At 71.4% G+C, this 17,475-nt stretch carries 19 protein-coding genes; 7 read left to right on the top strand and 12 right to left on the bottom strand.

From position 1 onward, the window contains the following. Positions 1-128: 128 nt before the first annotated feature. Positions 129-719, top strand: coding sequence for an isochorismatase family protein (locus ACIGDI_RS00490; RefSeq protein ID WP_200700715.1), 591 nt, complete (start codon positions 129-131; stop codon positions 717-719). Positions 720-1,338: 619 nt separating this feature from the next. On the opposite strand, the gene ACIGDI_RS00485 is transcribed toward ACIGDI_RS00490, so the two are convergent. Both ACIGDI_RS00485 and ACIGDI_RS00480 read right to left on the bottom strand, forming a co-directional pair. Then, positions 1,339-1,683: a hypothetical protein gene (locus tag ACIGDI_RS00485; RefSeq protein WP_058928382.1), complete on the bottom strand. Its 345-nt coding sequence runs from the start codon at positions 1,681-1,683 to the stop codon at positions 1,339-1,341. A gap of 134 nt (positions 1,684-1,817) precedes the next feature. Continuing rightward, entirely contained in the window at positions 1,818-4,172 is a 2,355-nt protein-coding gene (locus ACIGDI_RS00480; protein ID WP_399888426.1) for an immune inhibitor A domain-containing protein, read from the bottom strand. A 333-nt stretch (positions 4,173-4,505) separates the two neighbouring features. Here ACIGDI_RS00480 and ACIGDI_RS00475 point away from each other — a divergent pair, with 333 nt between their 5' ends. Further along, positions 4,506-4,766 (top strand): hypothetical protein, encoded by a 261-nt coding sequence (locus tag ACIGDI_RS00475; protein WP_200700713.1) that lies wholly within the window; start codon positions 4,506-4,508, stop codon positions 4,764-4,766. A 20-nt stretch (positions 4,767-4,786) separates the two neighbouring features. Here ACIGDI_RS00475 and ACIGDI_RS00470 read toward each other — a convergent pair whose 3' ends face one another. After that, the gene (locus tag ACIGDI_RS00470) at positions 4,787-5,476 is read right to left on the bottom strand and encodes an RDD family protein (RefSeq protein WP_399888422.1); all 690 of its coding nucleotides are present in this window, start codon (positions 5,474-5,476) and stop codon (positions 4,787-4,789) included. A gap of 89 nt (positions 5,477-5,565) precedes the next feature. Further along, entirely contained in the window at positions 5,566-7,158 is a 1,593-nt protein-coding gene (locus tag ACIGDI_RS00465) for an RDD family protein (RefSeq protein WP_399888419.1), read from the bottom strand. A 242-nt stretch (positions 7,159-7,400) separates the two neighbouring features. On the opposite strand from ACIGDI_RS00465, the gene ACIGDI_RS00460 reads away from it, so the two are divergent. After that, positions 7,401-7,814, top strand: coding sequence for an SsgA family sporulation/cell division regulator (locus tag ACIGDI_RS00460; protein ID WP_399888416.1), 414 nt, complete (start codon positions 7,401-7,403; stop codon positions 7,812-7,814). A 17-nt stretch (positions 7,815-7,831) separates the two neighbouring features. Here ACIGDI_RS00460 and ACIGDI_RS00455 read toward each other — a convergent pair whose 3' ends face one another. Further along, positions 7,832-9,238, bottom strand: coding sequence for an FAD-binding oxidoreductase (locus ACIGDI_RS00455; protein ID WP_399888414.1), 1,407 nt, complete (start codon positions 9,236-9,238; stop codon positions 7,832-7,834). Positions 9,239-9,329: 91 nt separating this feature from the next. On the opposite strand from ACIGDI_RS00455, the gene ACIGDI_RS00450 reads away from it, so the two are divergent. Beyond that, positions 9,330-10,775 carry a tetratricopeptide repeat protein gene (locus tag ACIGDI_RS00450; protein ID WP_399888411.1) on the top strand — a complete coding sequence of 482 codons (1,446 nt, stop codon included), beginning with the start codon at positions 9,330-9,332 and terminating at the stop codon, positions 10,773-10,775. 1 nt (position 10,776) lies between these two features. Here the strand turns inward: ACIGDI_RS00450 and nthA are convergent, their stop codons facing one another. The 5 genes from nthA to hppD form a co-directional block, all read right to left on the bottom strand. Continuing rightward, positions 10,777-11,358: a nitrile hydratase subunit alpha gene (gene nthA, locus ACIGDI_RS00445; RefSeq protein ID WP_399888408.1), complete on the bottom strand. Its 582-nt coding sequence runs from the start codon at positions 11,356-11,358 to the stop codon at positions 10,777-10,779. Beyond that, positions 11,348-11,638, bottom strand: a complete 291-nt coding sequence (locus ACIGDI_RS00440; RefSeq protein WP_399888405.1) for an SH3-like domain-containing protein — start codon at positions 11,636-11,638, stop codon at positions 11,348-11,350. The genes nthA and ACIGDI_RS00440 overlap by 11 nt, the downstream gene beginning before the upstream one ends. Further along, a complete protein-coding gene (locus tag ACIGDI_RS00435) occupies positions 11,628-11,912 on the bottom strand; it encodes a hypothetical protein (RefSeq protein ID WP_399888402.1) in 285 nt (94 codons plus the stop codon). The genes ACIGDI_RS00440 and ACIGDI_RS00435 overlap by 11 nt, the downstream gene beginning before the upstream one ends. Positions 11,913-11,933: 21 nt before the next feature. Next, a complete protein-coding gene (locus tag ACIGDI_RS00430; protein ID WP_399888399.1) occupies positions 11,934-12,800 on the bottom strand; it encodes a Teichoic acid biosynthesis protein C (Precursor) in 867 nt (288 codons plus the stop codon). A gap of 89 nt (positions 12,801-12,889) precedes the next feature. Further along, positions 12,890-14,035 carry a 4-hydroxyphenylpyruvate dioxygenase gene (gene hppD / locus ACIGDI_RS00425; RefSeq protein ID WP_399888396.1) on the bottom strand — a complete coding sequence of 382 codons (1,146 nt, stop codon included), beginning with the start codon at positions 14,033-14,035 and terminating at the stop codon, positions 12,890-12,892. 127 nt (positions 14,036-14,162) lie between these two features. Between hppD and ACIGDI_RS00420 the strand changes: the two genes are divergently transcribed. The 3 genes from ACIGDI_RS00420 (at position 14,163) to ACIGDI_RS00410 (ending at position 15,487) form a co-directional block, all read left to right on the top strand. Further along, the gene (locus ACIGDI_RS00420) at positions 14,163-14,642 is read left to right on the top strand and encodes an Lrp/AsnC family transcriptional regulator (RefSeq protein ID WP_399888393.1); all 480 of its coding nucleotides are present in this window, start codon (positions 14,163-14,165) and stop codon (positions 14,640-14,642) included. 66 nt (positions 14,643-14,708) lie between these two features. Continuing rightward, positions 14,709-15,287 carry an ArsR/SmtB family transcription factor gene (locus ACIGDI_RS00415; RefSeq protein ID WP_390625649.1) on the top strand — a complete coding sequence of 193 codons (579 nt, stop codon included), beginning with the start codon at positions 14,709-14,711 and terminating at the stop codon, positions 15,285-15,287. 14 nt (positions 15,288-15,301) lie between these two features. Further along, a complete protein-coding gene (locus tag ACIGDI_RS00410) occupies positions 15,302-15,487 on the top strand; it encodes a hypothetical protein (protein ID WP_399888390.1) in 186 nt (61 codons plus the stop codon). 60 nt (positions 15,488-15,547) lie between these two features. Here the strand turns inward: ACIGDI_RS00410 and ACIGDI_RS00405 are convergent, their stop codons facing one another. Next, positions 15,548-16,339, bottom strand: coding sequence for a PDZ domain-containing protein (locus ACIGDI_RS00405; RefSeq protein WP_399888387.1), 792 nt, complete (start codon positions 16,337-16,339; stop codon positions 15,548-15,550). A 256-nt stretch (positions 16,340-16,595) separates the two neighbouring features. After that, a complete protein-coding gene (locus tag ACIGDI_RS00400; protein ID WP_142152271.1) occupies positions 16,596-17,237 on the bottom strand; it encodes an IclR family transcriptional regulator in 642 nt (213 codons plus the stop codon). Positions 17,238-17,475 lie beyond the last annotated feature (238 nt).

The raw sequence follows: 17,475 nt of genomic DNA, 5'->3' as shown, positions 1-17,475 counted from the left end.
ACGCGCCCGCGGATACGCCCTCTCATGCCCCCTCCCCTGCGCCCCCCGAACTCAATAGGCTCGGAAGTTCACCGGCCGGGCCCGCACCCCCCTTCTCTCCCCGACCCCATAGTCGAAGGACACCGACCATGCGCCGCGCCTTGATCGTCGTAGACGTGCAGAACGACTTCTGCGAGGGGGGCAGCCTCGCCGTGGCCGGGGGTGCCGACGTGGCCGCCGCCGTCACCGAACTGATCGGGCAGGCGGCCGGCTCCGGCTACCAGCACGTGGTGGCCACCCGCGACCACCACATCGCGCCCGGCGGCCACTTCGCCGACAACCCCGACTTCGTGCACTCCTGGCCCGCGCACTGCGTCGCCGGCACCGAGGGCGTCGGCTTCCACCCGAACTTCGCCCCCGCCGTCGCCTCCGGCGCGATCGACGCCGTCTTCGACAAGGGCGCGTACGCGGCGGCCTACAGCGGCTTCGAGGGCGCCGACGAGAACGGCGTCCCGCTGGCCGAGTGGCTGCGCGCCCGGGACGTCGTCGAGGTCGACGTGGTCGGCATAGCCACGGACCACTGCGTGCGGGCCACCGCGCTGGACGCGGCCCGCGAGGGCTTCCGCACCCAGGTCCTGCTCGACCTGACGGCCGGGGTGGCCCAGGAGACCACAGACCGGGCGCTCGAGGAGATGCGCGAGGCGGGAGTGGAACTCACCGGCAAGCCGGTGGTCGCGTAGCCCGCCCTCCCCGGCCCGCGCTGCGGGCCAAGCCCCGGACCGGCACCGCCCCGACGGCGACGCCGTGGCCGGCCGCCGTCGCGGCGGAGAGATCGACACCGGCATGGTCGGCCGGCAGTCTTCGCGCCCCGGCGGCCCCCAAACCGACACGGCCCCCAGGACCGGCACCGCCGGACAGCCACGTCGTGGCTGGTCGCCGTCGCGGCGGACGGATCTGACGTGCGCCTGCGCGGGCCGAGAGGGCCGGACCGGCGCGACCGGCCGGCCGTCTCCGCGCCCCGGCGCCCACCGCACGAGCCCGGCCCGGAGTGGCACCGCCGGAAAGCCACGCCGTGGCTGGTCTCCGCCGCGGCGGAGACATCGGCACCGGCAGGGCCGGCCGCCGACTGCCTCCGCCCCCGGAGGTCCCACACCGACCCCGGCCACCCCGGAGTGGCACCGCCGGAAGGCCACGCCGTGGCAGGTCGCCGTCGCGGCGGAGAGATCGGCAGCGGCCGCGTCCGCGCCCCGGCGCCCACCGCACAAGCACGGCCCGGAGTGGGCACCGCCGGAAAGCGCCGACGCACCGACGTGGGCGGCAGTCGCGGCGCCCGCGCCGATGCGGTTGGGCAGGGCGTCGTTATGCCGGTGCCGCCGGGCGGCGTAGGAGGGCCTTGATCGGGTGCCAGAGTTCCTGGACCAGGTCCGGGGCGGGCAGGACACCGTTGTCAGGGGCTGTGCGCCATATCAGGCCGTCGGGATGGTGCAGGACGGCCGTGATCTCGTCCGGGGTCGGCGGGGCCGCGTTGCCCCGCAGGTAGACGGCCCGCATGCCCAGGTTGCGCAGCCTGGTCAGGGCGCGCGCCCGGTTGCGGGCGTGGACGAGGACACGGACGCAGTCCGTGCCGTCGGCGGTGGGGCTGGGCAGGTTCAGCGCCACCACCACGCTGCCGCTCGGCAGCTTGCAGAAACCTCCTGCGGCCATGCAGGTCACACCCCCGTGCGAGTCGGTGTCGAAGGGACTGTCAATAAGAACGGCACAGCACGCACCTAAACACGATCGGCGGCGACCCGCCAAGGGGTCACCGCCGATACGTCTCTGACCTGCGAAAACTCAAACTACTTCAGCACGGGTCCCACCTCGAGCGAGATCGTGGAGCCATCCAGGGCCTCTCGGACGATCTTGATCTTGGTGTTGGTGTCAGTGACCTTGACACCCGCGGCCGGGTTCGAGGTGTCGTAGTAGGTGCTCGCGTGGTCGTTGAAGACCGGCACCCCCCACGACCACTTGATCTTGGTCGCGACGTCAGCCTTGTGCAGCGTGATGCCGTCCGTCGGGTACAGGCTGAACGGCGAGTCGTAGGCCTGGATGCGGCCCCGCATCAGCGTGCCGTCGGACCACTTCAGCGGCACCGGGTGGGAGTCGATCGGCAGGATCAGACCCGTGCCCGGGTGGTCGCCGGTGTTGTTGTCCGGCTGGGAGGTGTCCCACTTCCAGATCAACAGGCCGTTCTGGTACGGGTAGTGCTCCACCCAGTCCGGACGGGTCGTCGAGAAGCCGAAGTTGTACGGGCCGACCTTCAGGGTCTTGTCGTACGACACGTACTGGCGGTTCTCGGCGATGTAGTACTGCTTGTAGTCCTTGGTGAAGGACGCGCCGATGCGGGAGAAGCCGCTCGCGGTCCAACCGGCGTCCGCGGACTCGGCGTTGTCGGAGAAGACCGCCGCGCCGTCGGCCGTCACGGTGATCTCGTCGGCCGCGAAGCCCTTGAGCGCCACACCGCCGTCCGTCTGGTAGCGGAAGCGCAGGTCGATCTTCTTGCCCGCGTAGGCGTCGAGCGAGTACGACAGCTTCTTGTAGCCGTCGACCGTGCCCGTCAGCGCCGGCTTGTCGCTGCCGTCGCGCGGGATGGCCTGGCCGTCCACCGTGCCGTCCAGGGCGGTCCAGTTGGCGCCGCCGTCGGTCGAGACCTCGGCGTAGAGGAAGTCGTAGTTCGCCTCGATGTCGTAGTAGCCGTCGAGGGTCAGCGTCGCCGCGGACTTCCCGGTGAGGTCCACCGAACGGGTCAGCGTGTTCTTGAGGTCGTTGCCGCTGCCGCTCCACCACTGGGTCGAGCCCTGCGCCGGGGTGACCACCTCGGTGGTGACCGCCTTGTCGGGCAGCGTGACCACGAGGGCCTGCTTGTTCTTGGTGTTGTACTCGGCGACGCCCAGCTTGTGCTTCGACTTCGTCGCGGCCTTCGCCGTGTCGTAGTCGAGCCAGCCCAGCTGGAGCTTGTCCCAGGCGTTCATGTCGCCCGGCAGGTCGCCGATGGCGTTCTTGCCGGTGCCGAGCCAGGAACCGGAGGACATCAGGGTCCAGAACCCGGTGGAGTTCTCGCCGCCGTTGGTGTCGTACTCGTCCGGCAGGCCGAGGTCGTGGCCGTACTCGTGGGCGTAGACGCCGAGTCCGCCGTTCTCCGGCTGCATCGTGTAGTCGCCGACCCAGACGCCGGTGTCGCCGACCTGGGTGCCGCCGAGCTTGTTGTTCGCGGGGCCGGTGGCGCCGGCGTCGGAGCCGAAGGCGTACCAGCGGTGCGCCCAGATCGCGTCGGTGCCCTGCGCGCCGCCGCCCGCGGACTCGTCCTCGCCGGCGTGCACGATCTGGAAGTGGTCGACGTAGCCGTCGGGCTCGTTGAAGTTCCCGTCGCCGTCGAAGTCGTAGCGGTCCCACTGGTCGTACTGGGCGAGGTCCGCCTTGATGTCGGCGTCCGACTTGCCGGCCGCCTTCTGGTCGGCGACCCAGGCGGTCAGTCCGTCACGCACCAGGTTCCAGACGCTGGAGCAGGTGGTGGAACCGCAGGCGTTGTTGCCGTAACGGGCCTCGTTGTAGGGGACCTTGACCCAGTCGGTGACCTCGCCGTCGACCGAGTAGCGGCCCGAGGACTGCTTCTCGTAGTACTTCTTCAGCGACTCGGTGTTCTTGCCGGTGCCGAAGTAGAGGTCCTGGAAGTGCTGCTGGTTGTAGTCCGCCTGCCAGGCCGTGGAGTTGTCCTTGGCCCGGTCCGGCTCGGCTATCCGGTTGTGCAGCGGGCCCGCGGTGCCGCCGTAGCGGCTGTCGACCTGGTCGCCGAACTCGACCAGGATCGTGAAGATCTTGTCCGTCTTCTCGCGGCCCAGTTCTACGTACTTGCCGTCGCCCTTCTTGCTCTTGAGCTGGACGACCCGCGAACCGTCGCGGTCCTTGACCGAGGTCCTGCCGGATATGACCTGGTTCAGGGCCTCCTGGCGCTGCGCCTCCTGGGTCTTGGAGAGCGGACCGTCGAGGTCGTGCTCCTTCGTGCTCTGGGCCGCGGCCGGGTCACGGCGGTCCACGGTGGCGGACTTGGCGCTGTCGGCGGCCTGCGCCACGCCGAACGTCGAGAACGTGGCCGTCGCCGCCGCGAGTGCGACACCGACCGCGCCGGCTCTGAACGTCCAATGTTTAAGAGTCACTTGAGTTCCTCGTGGTCACGTTGGTAAGTCAAGTGACGCAATTTGACTAGAGGTCGGTAAGAAAAGACAGACCTTGACTTGAGCAGGACAAGTGCACTATGCGGAGCCGGGGTTCGCTTTGCGGACACCCCGACCGGCGCGTTCGAACGTCCACTTGATGGACGCCATGACTCCGTGCGCCCCCTGTGCACCGGCACTGTTGGTTAGGTCACGCTTACTGTTCGTTCCAGTCGGGCACACAGGCGATTAGAGTCGGATGGCGGCACGCCCCGAAACCGGCGGAAAGCCAGGCCGACGCCCCCGTGGACCCCCACTTCCGAGGACACGATTGCCATGCCTCGTCCGACTGCCGCACAGCTGACCTACGGCTCCTGCACCGTCATCTTCTCGACGCTCGCCATGCTGCTGCTGTCCCAGACGAGTTCGGGCGTGGGGATCGCGGTCATCGCCGTCTCGGCGCTCGCCCTCGGCCTCCTGGTCGCCATGACGGTGCCGCTGCCGAGGACGAAGGTCGTCGCGGTGTCGCGGCCGGCCGTCGAGCAGGCCGAGGAGCCCGTGCACGCCGTGGCGACGGGCTCGTCGAAGGCCGCCTGAGCCGGTCCGGCCGGTGCCGGTCAGACGGTGCTGACCACCACCGTCTTCGCCGCCTTGTCGTGCAGGCCCTGCTTGTAGGGCCGGTCGAAGTAGCTCCAGCCGCCGCAGATCGCGGTCCAGATGCAGGCACAGCAGAACGCGAACGGGAGCCACAGGACCGCCGCCCGCGCCAGCGAGGTCTGCACCGAGGGCGTGGAGCCGTTGTCGAGGTTCGCCACCCGCATCTTCAGCCACTTCTTGCCGAGCGTCTGCCCGGATTTGCTCATCATCACGGTGTCGTAGGCGATGTAGAGCACGGCGGCGATGAGCGACTGCGCGAAGGACTTGCCGACCGCCACGTTGTTGCCGTTCACGGTGTACTCGTGCACGCCGATCGGCCAGGTGACCAGCCACACGACGATGCCGACGAGGATGAGGTCGATGATCCGGGCCAGCGTGCGCCTGCCGCTGTCGGCGAGCGGGGGCATCCCGGCGAGCGGATCGCCGGGGTGGGGCCCGCCGCCGTAGGGGTCTCCGCCGTAGGGCGGCGGCTGCTGGCCCGGCGGCGGCTGCTGACCGTAGGGCGGCTGCTGACCGCCATAGGGCGGTTGCTGACCGCCGTACGGCTGCTGCTGACCGCCTGGGGGCGGTTGCTGGCCGGGCGGAGGCTGTTTCCTGAACGGGTCGTCTTCCGGCGGCTGCTGTCCCGAGCCGGGCGGTTCGGTCGTCATGGCCCGAGTGGACCGCGAACCCCCCGGCTTCGCATCCGGCGGACGGCCGTCCGGAGTACGGATTCGAGTACGCCGTACGGCCGACCCGCTCAGCCCGCGACGAACGTACGCGCCGCCTTGTCGTGCCAGCACTGGCGCCACGGCCGGTCGAACAGGCACCACGCCACACCGACGACACCGATGCCGAGCAGCCCGGGCACGCAGTAGACGAACCAGCGGCGCAGCGCCCCGCCGAAGGACGGCGGCTCGTGCGCCTCGATGTCCCGCACCTCCAGGCCGAGCAGCTTCTTGCCGAGCGTGCGGCCCCACTTGGCGGTGGGCATCGCCTCGTAGAGCACACCGACCACCAGCAGGACGGCCAGGATGATGCCGAAGTAGACCGAGGTGGTGCCGTCCAGCAGCCAGACGGTGACGGTCCGTCCGCTGAGCTTCGCCTCGTCGATCTTGCCGTTGATGTGGTCGACCGCCTTGGTGCCCAGCGGCACGGCGGCCACGGCGGTCACGCCCGCGACGATCACCGTGTCCAGCAGCCGGGCGGCGAGCCGCTTGCCCAGGCCCGCCGGGCGGGCGGCGGCCGCGTTCATGGCGGCCTGCTGGAAGATGTCCGCCACCGGCGGCTTCCAGGGCGCGACGCGCTGCTCCTCATCGGCTCCCGCGAGCCGGTGCACCTGCTGGGCCCAGGAGGCCTGGCCGCCGCCGGGCCCCGCGGCCATCGGGGTGGCGGCGGGCTGGGGGCCGCCGGGCTGCGGCGGCACCGAGACGGAGGGCTGCTGGGAGAGGGCGGCCGGGGCGGCGCCCTGGGCGCCGGCAGCCTGTGCCGCGCGCTCGGCGGCGGCCAGGCCCGCGTTGAAGCCGGGGGCATCGGGTGCGGCGGCGGAGGCCTGCGGTCCGAAAGCCGGGCCGCCGGAGGCACCGGCGGACGCGGCGGCCCCGGGCGACGGCGGCTGGGCGCCGGAACCGGACCCGCCCGGCCCACCGGACGCACCGGCCCCCGGAGCCTGCCGTGCTCCTCCCCCGGCGCCTGCGGGCGCCCCCGTGCCGCCGCCCTGCGCCCCGCCCTGCTGCCCCGTGCGCTGGGGCACAGCGCGGAAGGTCATGGTGCCGTCGTCGGCGGCGGGGGCGGGCGTGGCGGAGGAGCCGTCGGACGCGCCGCCCTGGGGGCCGGGGTCCGCGGTCACCCTGCGGAAGACGAACGTGCCGCCGGAGTCGGCCTCGGAGGGGGCCGTCCGGGCGGGCGGGATCGTCGCGGAGCCGTCCGTGCTGCTCGTGCGGTCCGGGCCGTCGGACCCGGCACGCGGGTCGGCACCCCAGGAGACGCGGCGGTCCTGGTCGCCGCCGAAGCCGGACTGCCGGGAGCGGTCGGCGCCCCAGGCGGACGCCGGCTCGGGACGGCCGCCCTGCGCGGGCTCCGCGGGAGCCGACTGACCCGGCTCGGGGTCCTCGTCGAAGAAGTGCGGGCCGGTCTCCTCGACCAGGGGGACCGAGGGGGCCTGGGCCTGCCCGGGGACCGGGCCCGATCCGGGCGGCGGGTCGAGCGACTCGCCGTCCGACGGCGCCGGACGGCTGGTGCCCGGTACCCAGGCGGCACCGTTCCAGTACCGGACATATCCAGGAATGGACGGGTCCGGGTAGTACCCTTCGCGGGGCCTGTCGTCGCCGGGGGCCGGGGATGGGGCGCTCATGTCCGTCGTCCCGTATCTGCTCGCGGGTGAATATGGGGGCCACCACATCTATCAGACCGGCGCGAGCCGCACGCCCGGTCCCGCCGGACCCACTCTTTTCCGGGCAACCTCATGCACCGGATTCACACGCTCGGAAAAAACTTCTCCGAACCCGCGTAATGGTCGCGGCCCCACCCCTCTCTCCCCTGTACGGGCCCGCCCACAGGGCCCCGTACACCTGCCCGAGAGAGGAACCGGACGTCATGCACTACACCGTCGTGGAACGCGAGTTGGAACTCAGGCTGATCCTGTCGCCGGAACGCGGTATCCCGGTACCGGCCCGGCTCAGCTACCGCACGGACGACCCGTACGCCGTGCACGTCGCCTTCCACATCAACTCCGAGCACCCCGTGGACTGGACGTTCTCGCGCGAGCTGCTGGTGGAGGGGGTGTTCCGGCCGTGCGGGCAGGGTGACGTGCGGGTGTGGCCGACGAAGACCGAGGGGCGCAGCGTCGTGCTGATGGCGCTGAGTTCGCCGGACGGGGACGCCCTGCTGGAGGCGCCAGCCGCGCAGGTGTCCGCCTGGCTGGAGCGGACGCTGAGGGTGGTGCCCCCGGGGACCGAGGGCGAGCAGCTGGGGATCGACGACGCGCTCGACCAGTTGCTCGCCCGGTGACCGCTCCGGTGACGGGGTCAGAAGAGCTTGCCGGGGTTGAGGATGCCCAGCGGATCGAAGACGTGCTTGATCTGCCGTTGCATCTCCACCCCGACCGGCCCGATCTCGCGCGCCAGCCACTCCTTCTTCAGGACGCCCACGCCGTGTTCGCCGGTGATCGTGCCGCCGAGCTGGAGGCCGAGGGCCATGATCTCGTCGAAGGACTCGCGGGCGCGCCGGGACTCGTCGAGGTCGGCCGCGTCGAAGCAGACGGTGGGGTGGGTGTTGCCGTCGCCGGCGTGCGCGCAGACGCCGATGGTGAGGCCGTACTTCTCGGCGATCCGCTCCACGCCCTGAAGCATCTCGCCGAGCCTGGAGCGGGGCACGCACACGTCGTCGATCATCGTCGTGCCCTTGACGGCCTCCAGCGCGGTCAGCGAGAGCCGCCGGGCCTGGAGGAGGAGTTCGGACTCGGCGACGTCTTCGGCGGGCACCACCTGGGTGGCGCCGGCCGCCTCGCACAGGGCGCCGACGGCGGCGAGGTCGGCGGCGGGGGCCAGGGTGTCGAAGGCGGCCAGCAGCAGGGCCTCGGTGCTCTCCGGCAGCCCCATGTGCGCGAGGTCGTTGACGGCCTTCACCGTCGTACGGTCCATGAGTTCGAGGAGCGAGGGGACGTGGCCGCCGGCCATGATCCGGCACACCGCGTCGCAGGCGGCGGTCGCGGAGGCGAACTCGGCGGCCAGCACGAGCTGGGCGGGCGGCTGCGGCTTGAGCGCCAGGACGGCCCGGACGACGATGCCGAGGGAGCCCTCGGAGCCGACGAAGAGGCGGGTGAGGTCGTAGCCGGCGACGCCCTTCGCGGTGCGGCGGCCGGTGGACATCAGGCGGCCGTCGGCGAGGACGACGTCGAGGCCGAGGACGTACTCGGCCGTCACGCCGTACTTGACGCAGCACAGGCCGCCCGAGGCGGTGCCGATGTTGCCGCCGATCGTGCACATCTCCCAGCTGGAGGGGTCGGGCGGGTAGTACAGGCCGTGTTCGTTGACCGCCCGGGAGAGCGTGGCGTTGATGACGCCCGGTTCGACCACGGCGATGCGGTCGACCGGATTGATCTCCAGGATGCGGTCCATCTTGGTGAGGGACAGCGCGATGCTGCCCTCGGAGGTGTTGGCGCCGCCGGACAGGCCGGTGCGGGCGCCCTGTGGGACGACCGGGACGCGCAGTTCGGTGGCGATGCGCATGACGTGCTGGACCTGCTCGACGGTGCGGGGCAGCACGACCACGGCCGGGGTGCCGGCGGGACAGAAGCTGGCCATGTCGTTGGCGTAGGACGCCGTGACGTCGGGGTCGATCAGGACGGCCTCGGCGGGCAGACCGGTCAGGAGCCGGTCGACGAGGTTTCCGGTGGCTGCGTCGGAGGGCGCTTCGATACGGCTCATGATCACAGCGTCGCACCCGGGGCCATCGGTGTGAACCCCGTCTACGGCAGTGGACGTATGCCGGGTGTGGTCGTCGTGCTGGCGCAGAGTGAGCGGCATGGAGAAGGAGCAGGAGGCACGGCGTCCGCGGACCGGCCGGCGGGTACTGATCGCCGCTCTCGCCGGGTCCCTGGTGCTCGGCGCGGCGGTGGCGCTGTGGCCCTGGGAACGGCCCGTGACCAGGCCCGTCGTCACTCCGGCGGCGGGCGCGCAGGCGCTGTCGGCCGTCGTCGCGGGGGCGCCTGCGGGGCTGCCGGAACTGGGGACGCTGATCGGGGAGCGGGAGGCGTGGGTGCGGGGGCATCCGGGGGACGGTCGGGCCTGGGCGGTGCTGGGGGCGGCGTACGTGGAGCAGGGGCGGCGGACCGCGGACGCGGCGAACTATCCGCGGGCCGAGCGGGCGCTGCGGACCTCGCTGCGGGTCGCGGGGACGCGGAAGGACGTACAGGTCGCGGCACTGGACGGCATGGCGGCGCTGGCGAACGCGCGCCGCGACTTCCCGGCGGCGCGGGCCTGGGGCGAGACGGCGCTGAAAGTGGAGCCGAAGCGGTGGACGACGTATCCGCCGCTGCTCGACGCCTACACCGGGCTCGGTGACTACAAGGCGGTCAAGCGGACCCTGGACCGGCTGCTGGAGCTGCACAGCGGGTCGGCCGTGCGGGCGCGGGCGGCGGCCGTCTACCGCGACCGGGGCTGGCGCGAGGACGCGGCGGCGCAGCTGTCCGACGCGGCGGCCGGAGCGTCGTCGCCCGCCGAGCGGGCGGCGTGGCTGGAGCGGGCCGGGGAGCTGTCGTGGGAGCGCGGGGATCCGCAGGACGCGCTGCGGCGTTTCCAGGAGGCGGTGCGGATCGATCCCGACCAGCGGGCGGCGCAGGCGGGGCAGGGGCGGGCGCTGGCCGCGCTGGGGCGGACGACGGAGGCGCTGAACGCCTACCGGGTGGCCCTCGCCAAGCAACCCTGTCCCCAGTACGCCCTGGAACTGGGCGAGTTGTACGAGTCGATCGGGCTCGGTGAGGCGGCCCGGGTGGAGTACGACGCCGTGCGGGAGCGGGTGCGCGAGGTGGCCGAGGCGGGGGTCGACGAGACGCTGGTGCTCGGACGGCTGGAGGCCGACCACGGGGACGCGCGGGCCGCCGTGCAGCTCCTGCGCGCCGAGTGGCGCAAGCAGCCCGGCATCGAGGTGGCCGACGCGCTGGGCTGGGCGCTGCACCGGGCCGGGCAGGACAAGGAGGCGCTGCGGTTCGCGACGGCGGCGACGGACCCGGTGCACGGCGGCGGGGTGCGCAGCGCCCTGTACGCGTACCACCGGGGCGTGATCGAGCGGGAGTTGGAGCAGTACGGGGCCGCGCGGCGGCATCTGCAGGAGGCGCTGCGCGTCAACCCGTACTTCTCCCCGCTGCACGTCCCCTCGGCACGACAGGCGTTGGCGGCGCTGGGCGAGCCGCCGGACGTGCCGGTGCCGACCGTCGAGGAGAGCAAGGAGCCTCAGGACGAGGAGGGTTGAGTCATACGGCGGCGGTGCCGATGAGGGCGTTTCGGGTCACCAGCGCGGCCAACTGCTCCTCGCCCAGGTCCTGTGTGCCCTCGGGCCGGCGCGGCAAGACCATGTAGCGGGTCTCGGCGCTGGAGTCCCACACGGTGATCTCCGTGCCGGCCGGCAGTTCCAGGCCGAACTCCGCCAGGACCGCCCGTGGTTCGCGGACCACCCGGGAGCGGTAGGCCTCCGACTTGTACCAGCTGGGGGACGGGCCGAGCAGGCGCAGCGGATAGCAGGAGCAGAGGGTGCAGACGATGACGTTGTGGGTCGTCGCGGTGTTCTCGACGACCCGCAGCCGCTGGTACGAGCCCTCCATGAAGCCGAGTTCACGGACCGCGGCGGTACCGTCCGCCAGCAGGCGGGACCTGAACCCCTCGTCAAGCCAGGCCCGGGCGACGACCCGTGCGCCGTTCGCCGGTGTCGCCCCGGACACGGTGGCGTCGATGATCTCGTCGAGCCGGGCGCCGGAGAGGACGCCCTTCTCCTCCAGCAGGGTCTCCAGGCGTCGTACCCGACGGGCGATCGTCGCGTCGGAGTGGTCACCGCTCATGCTCGGGATCCTCTTCCAGGTAGCTTTCCCACAGGTCCAGTACGACGTGGTGGTCGCCCTCGCCCCACAGGTCGCGGGCCGCGAACCGGACCGCGTAGACCTGCTCGACCGGCGCGTCCCCGCGGCCCTGCGCGCTGACGTCGGCGAGTTCCGCCGGTCCCTCCGGTTCGATCACGACGCCCCGCTTGCCGCGGGCGTAGCGCGGCAGGCGGGTGTGGTGGGACGGGTCGTGGTGGAAGGTGCGGACGCGTGCGCCGGGCGGGAAGCGGTCACCGGGCATCGAGCTCACCCGGCTTCAGCACGCCCTTGCGTTCGAGCAGGACGCGGATGGCCTCGAACCAGCGCTCGTAGTACGACGTCGACAGGTACTCCGCCGGCGGCATGGACTCGATCGCGTCCCGGAACTCGTTGGTGTTGAACAGCCCTTGCTCGCGCAGCGCGTTGAGCAGCCCGACGACCCTGGCCTCCCAGTCCGCGTGGAAGGGTTCGGCGTCGTCGGTGATGTCGACGGCGCCGAAGCCCTGCGTCCCGCCCACGTCGTTGATCCTGGCCATGCGGACAGGCTACGACGCGGTTCAGTCGCTGTCCTCCTTGACGAAGATCGAGAAGCGGCGCGCTCCGATCTCCCCCGAGGCGAAGCCGACGTACACCCTCGGGTCGGAGCCCGGGCGCACCGCGACGCCCTCCGGCTCGCGGTAGGTGAGGCTGTAGCCGGCCTCGGTGCGCTGTTGCTGGAGCAGCTTGCCGGTGGTGACGGAGACGCTGGAGACGTAGGAGTTGCCGCGCCCCGCGGCCGGGTTGGTGGTGGCGTTGTAGGCGGTGCCCGCGAGCTGATAGACGGCGTCGCGGAACAGGGCGTAGCCCTGGAACGGGATACGGGGGTCGGGGTGGGCGCCGACCTGGGCGAAGTCCGCGACCGGGTTGTCGTAGTCGCGGGCCGTGAAGGCGTCGAGGTCCCAGACGCGGTACCGGGGCGTGTTCGCCTTGTCGCGGTAGCGGATGGCGATGCGGCCCGAGGCCTGGCAGACCGACGGCTGGTTGTTGGTGGAGCCCGCTATCGGCTTGCGGATCTTGACGTCGGCGGCGGTGCGGGTGGCGCCGTCGGCGAAGTGGAAGCGGGTGACGCCCTGCCCGTAGCCGCGGACGGCGGCGGCCTCGGTCCAGATCCAGGTGGAGCCGTCCTCGGCGTCGCGCTGGATGCCGATGCTGACGCCGTGGCCGAAGCCCCTGAGGTACATGTGACCGAGCCGGTTGCCCTTGTAGTCCAGCTTGTTGAGGCACAGATCGCCGGCCGCGTGGCCGGTGGCGGTGACCTGGAGCACGTACAGATGCCTGTTCGGCTCGTCGAAGGCGAACGACTGCAGCACCGTCGGCTCCCTGAGCGTGGCCTTCTGCCACAGCCAACGAACCGACGGCACCGCGAGGTTGATCGCAGAGATCACTGCACTTTCCCCAGTCCTGTGGGCGCCCCCTCGGCACCCGCAGGACTTGAGGGTGTCAACCGGCGTTCACCGGTCGCAAGGCTTTCGGCTCACAGGTTTCCGCGCTTGGCCTGCTCCCGCTCGATCGCCTCGAAGAGGGCCTTGAAGTTGCCCTTGCCGAAGCCCATCGAGCCGTGCCGCTCGATGAGTTCGAAGAACACGGTCGGCTTGTCCTGGACCGGCTTGGTGAAGATCTGCAGCAGGTAGCCGTCCTCGTCGCGGTCGGCGAGGATCTTCAGCTCACGCAGGGTCTCGATCGGCACCCGGGTGTCGCCGACCCACTCGCCGAGGGTGTCGTAGTACGAGTCCGGGGTGTTGAGGAACTCCACGCCGGCCGCGCGCATCGTGCGGACCGTCTGGACGATGTCGTTGGTGTTGAGCGCGATGTGCTGGACGCCCGCGCCGCCGTAGAACTCCAGGTACTCGTCGATCTGGGACTTCTTCTTGGCGATGGCGGGCTCGTTGATCGGGAACTTGACCTTGAGCGTGCCGTCGGCCACCACCTTCGACATCAGCGCGCTGTACTCGGTGGCGATGTCGTCGCCCACGAACTCCTTCATGTTCGTGAAGCCCATGACCTTGTTGTAGAACTCCACCCACTCGTTCATGCGGCCGAGTTCGACGTTGCCGACGCAGTGGTCGATGGCCTGGAAGGTGCGGTGGGCGGGCGGCTCGACGATCGGGCTCGCGGCGACGAATCCCGGGAGGTAGGGGCCGTCGTAGCCGGTGCGCTCGACCAGGGTGTGGCGGGTCTCGCCGTAGGTGGCGATCGCGGCGAGGACGACCGTGCCGTTGTCGTCCTTCAGCTCGTACGGCTCGGCGACGCTCTTCGCGCCGTGCTCCAGCGCGTAGGCGTACGCGGCGCGGGCGTCCGGGACCTCGATGGCGAGGTCGACCACGCCGTCGCCGTGCTCGGCCACGTGCCGGTCGAGGAAGTGCCCCCAGGCGGTGGCGGGCTTGATGACCGAGGTGAACACGAAGCGGGCGGAGCCGTTCTCGAGCACGTAGCTCGCGGTCTCGCGGCTGCCGTTCTCGGGTCCCGAGTAGGCGACCAGCCGCATGCCGAAGGCGGTGGAGTAGAAGTGCGCCGCCTGCTTCGCGTTGCCCACGGCGAAGACGACCGCGTCCATTCCCTTGACCGGGAAGGGGTCGGCCTGCCGGGCGGTGTCGGGAGTGTGGTGTGTGGTCTGGGTCATAGCGGCAGCCTGATGCGGAGCGGCAAGGTGCGCAATAGTTTGCGTATCTGCTGGACAATCTGTTCAGCGGCACGGCCGTACACGCGGTCTTTCTGTACAGGATGACCACCGCACTCGGGAGGCTGCTGTGGCGATCGACCAGCTCGACGGCCGGATCCTGGTCCTGCTGGCGCTGGAGCCGCGGATCGGGGTGCTGGAGATGTCCCGGCGGCTGGGGGTGGCGCGCGGGACGGCGCAGGCGCGACTGGACCGGCTCCAGTCGAACGGTGTCATCCGGGGGTTCGGGCCCCAGGTGGATCCGGCGGCCCTGGGGTATCCCGTCACGGCGTTCGCCACCCTCCAGATCCGCCAGGGCCAGGGCGCCGACGTACGGGCGCACCTGGCATCCGTGCCGGAGGTGCTGGAGCTGCACACGACCACCGGCAGCGGGGACATGCTGTGCCGGCTGGTGGCCCGGTCCAACGCGGATCTGCAGCGGGTCATCGACCGGGTCGTCGGCTTCGACGGCATCGTCCGGGCCGCCACCGCGATCGTGATGGAGAACCCCGTTCCGCTGCGGATCATCCCGTTGGTGGAGCAGGCGGCGAGGGATGTGGAGGGCACCTAGCGGCTCACAGAAGGCGATGCAAAGAAAGCGTTGCAAAGAGACCTTTGCAACGCTACCTTTGTATGCGTGACAGAGCAGCCCAGGACCCCGGAGGTCCGCCATCTCGACGCTCGCTCCCTGCGCGGGCTCGCACACCCCCTGCGCATGCAGCTGCTGGACGCCCTGCGCTTCGGCGGCCCTGCCACCGCGTCCCAACTCGCCGAGAAACTGGGCGAGTCGAGCGGTGCCACCAGCTACCACCTGCGCCAGCTCGCCGCCCACGGCTTCGTCGAGGACGCTCCCGAGCGCGGCAAGGGACGGGAACGCTGGTGGAAGGCGGTCCACAAGGGCTTCTCCTTCGACGACTCCCTGCTCACGGACACCGATCCGGCCGTCCGCGGGGCCGCCGACCTCTACCTCCACGAGATCGCCATGAGCCAGGTCAGGAACCTGTCCACCTGGCTGGGCGACCGCGGTTCCTGGCCCGAGGAGTGGAACCGCGTCTGGGACATGAGCAGCGCGACGCTACGGCTGACGCCGGAGCTCACCCGTGAGCTGATCGAGAAGATGCACGCGCTCGTCGACTCCTACCGCGACCTGGCCGTCGAGGACGACACCGCCGCCCAGGTGCGCATCCACACGCACGCCTTCCCGCTGACCGACTGAGAGGCCCGGCCCCGATGCTGCCCCCCGAGTCCCACCTCGCCACGCACCACGTCCGCGCCGCCGAACTCCACGCCGAGGCCGCCGACCACCGCCTCGCCGCCGAGGCCGCACGCCCCCGCGACCTCCGTGCCCGCCTGGGCTGGACGCTCGTGGAAATGGGCCTGCGCATCGCCACACCGAGGCCGGCGCTGAACCCCTAGAACGGAATTCAGCAGGCGACGACCGGAGACGACTTCAGCGGGCCACGACCATAACCGGCTTCAGCAGGCGGCGACGGAACCCTTCCCGCTCTCCAGCGCCACCAGCGAGTCCACGGCGCTCTTCAGCGTCGTCACCGGGATCAGCCGCAGCCCCTTCGGCAGCTCGGATCTGGCGTCGGAGCACTCGGCCTTGGGGACCAGGAACACCGTCGCCCCGTCCCGCCGGGCGGCCTGCGTCTTCAGCGCGACGCCGCCCACGGCGCCGACCTTGCCGTCGGCGTCGATGGTCCCCGTACCCGCGACGTTGCGGCCGCCCGTGAGGTCGCCGCCGCTGCCGTTGCCGTCGAGCTTGTCGATGATGCCCAGCGTGAACAGCAGCCCGGCACTGGGCCCGCCCACGTCGGCGAGCTTCAGGGTGACCTTGACGTCCTTGCCGTTCAGATGGAGGTAGTCCAGCGCGGCCTCGGTCGCGGCGTCCTGGGACTCCTTCATCTGCGCGCTGTTGTGCTGCTCGATCTGCTTCGTGGTCTCCCCGCTGGGGTAGACGGCGTCGCGCGGCATGACGGCCCGGTCCGTGGCGAACCACGCGGAGAGCACGTCGCCGAGCGAGACCCGCGTGTCCGGATTGGTCGCCTCGATCGTCGTCATCCGCAGCTGCCCGCTGGTCGTACGGGTCTTCGCGCCGGAGATGGTGATCACCGGGGTGCCCTTGTTCTCGCCGAGGACGTTCGCGGTCATACCGGGCTGCGCCAGCGAGAACGGCAGCGGCGCGAAAACCGCCGTGGCGATCAACGCCACGACGGGCAGCGCGCAGACGGCGAGGGCCTGGGGGCGTGTGAGGCGAGAGAGCACGGGATCAATCTAACGCGAAGAACCCTTTCGGCCTGCTCCGGGCCACCGGGGCCCCACGCGGGCAGGCATCGCCCACCCGCGGCGGCCCTGCACGAACTCAGGGCGATGTCCCGTGCCGCGTCCACACCCGCGGCCCCACCCGCACTCACCCGCGGCAGCTCCCGCACATGCTCACTGCAGGGCCTCGGCGATCTCCCGTGCCGCGTCCACCACCCGCGGCCCGCCCGCACCCATCCGCGGCGGCCCCTGCGCATGTTCACTGCAGGGCCTCGGCGACCTCCCGTGCCGCGTCCACCACCCGCGGGCCCACCCGCTCAGGCACCGCGTCGGCCAGCATCACCACTCCGACGCTCCCCTCGACCCCGGTGACCCCGAGCAACGGCGCCGCGGCGCCACTGGCGCCCGCCTCCAGCTCGCCGTGCGTGAGGGTGTACCCGCACTCCGCCGTCGGCTTGGCCCGCGCGGCCAGGATCGCCTTGCCGGCGGCCCCCCGGTCCAGCGGATGCCGGAAGCCCGCCCGGTAGGCCACGTGGTAGTCGGTCCAGGAGGGCTCGACGACGGCGACCGCCAGCGCGTCCGCCCCGTCCACCAGCGTCAGATGAGCGGTCGCCCCTATGTCCTCGGCGAGCGAGCGCAGGGCCGGCAACGCGGCCTCCCGGACCAGCGGATGCACCTGCCGTCCCAGCCTCAGCACGCCCAGCCCGACCCGGGCACGTCCGCCCAAGTCACGGCGTACGAGGGCGTGTTGCTCCAGGGTGGCGAGCAACCGGTACACCACGGTCCGGTTCACGCCCAGTTTGGTGGATAGCTCGGTGACGGTCAGCCCATGGTCCGTGTCGGCCAGCAGCTTGAGGACACGTAGTCCCCGGTCGAGCGTCTGAGAGGTCTCCGCGGTCACGACGCCCACTCCTCCAAGTGGTGAGGTCGGCGACCTCCGAGCGGCAGTGCGTCACCGAGTCCCGTCGGCGACGCGCAACAGAGGCCGCCGATCGGCCGGCGACCCGGCCTGTACCGGGCCGCGTCGCTTCACGGCTGCGCTCCGCGGCGGCGCTGCCACGGGGCGTGTGCGTAGCGGGACAGTAGCGAAGGGGGTTCGCTGAGCGGAAGTCTCCGTCCAGAATCCGGGCAGGGGCCGG

Origin of the sequence: Streptomyces sp. NPDC085900, assembly GCF_044540925.1 — a bacterium.
In the GTDB taxonomy this organism is placed as follows: Bacteria; Actinomycetota; Actinomycetes; order Streptomycetales; family Streptomycetaceae; genus Streptomyces; species Streptomyces gilvifuscus.
Note: the sequence above shows the minus strand (reverse complement) of the source record. Positions and strands in the feature narration are given on the sequence as shown.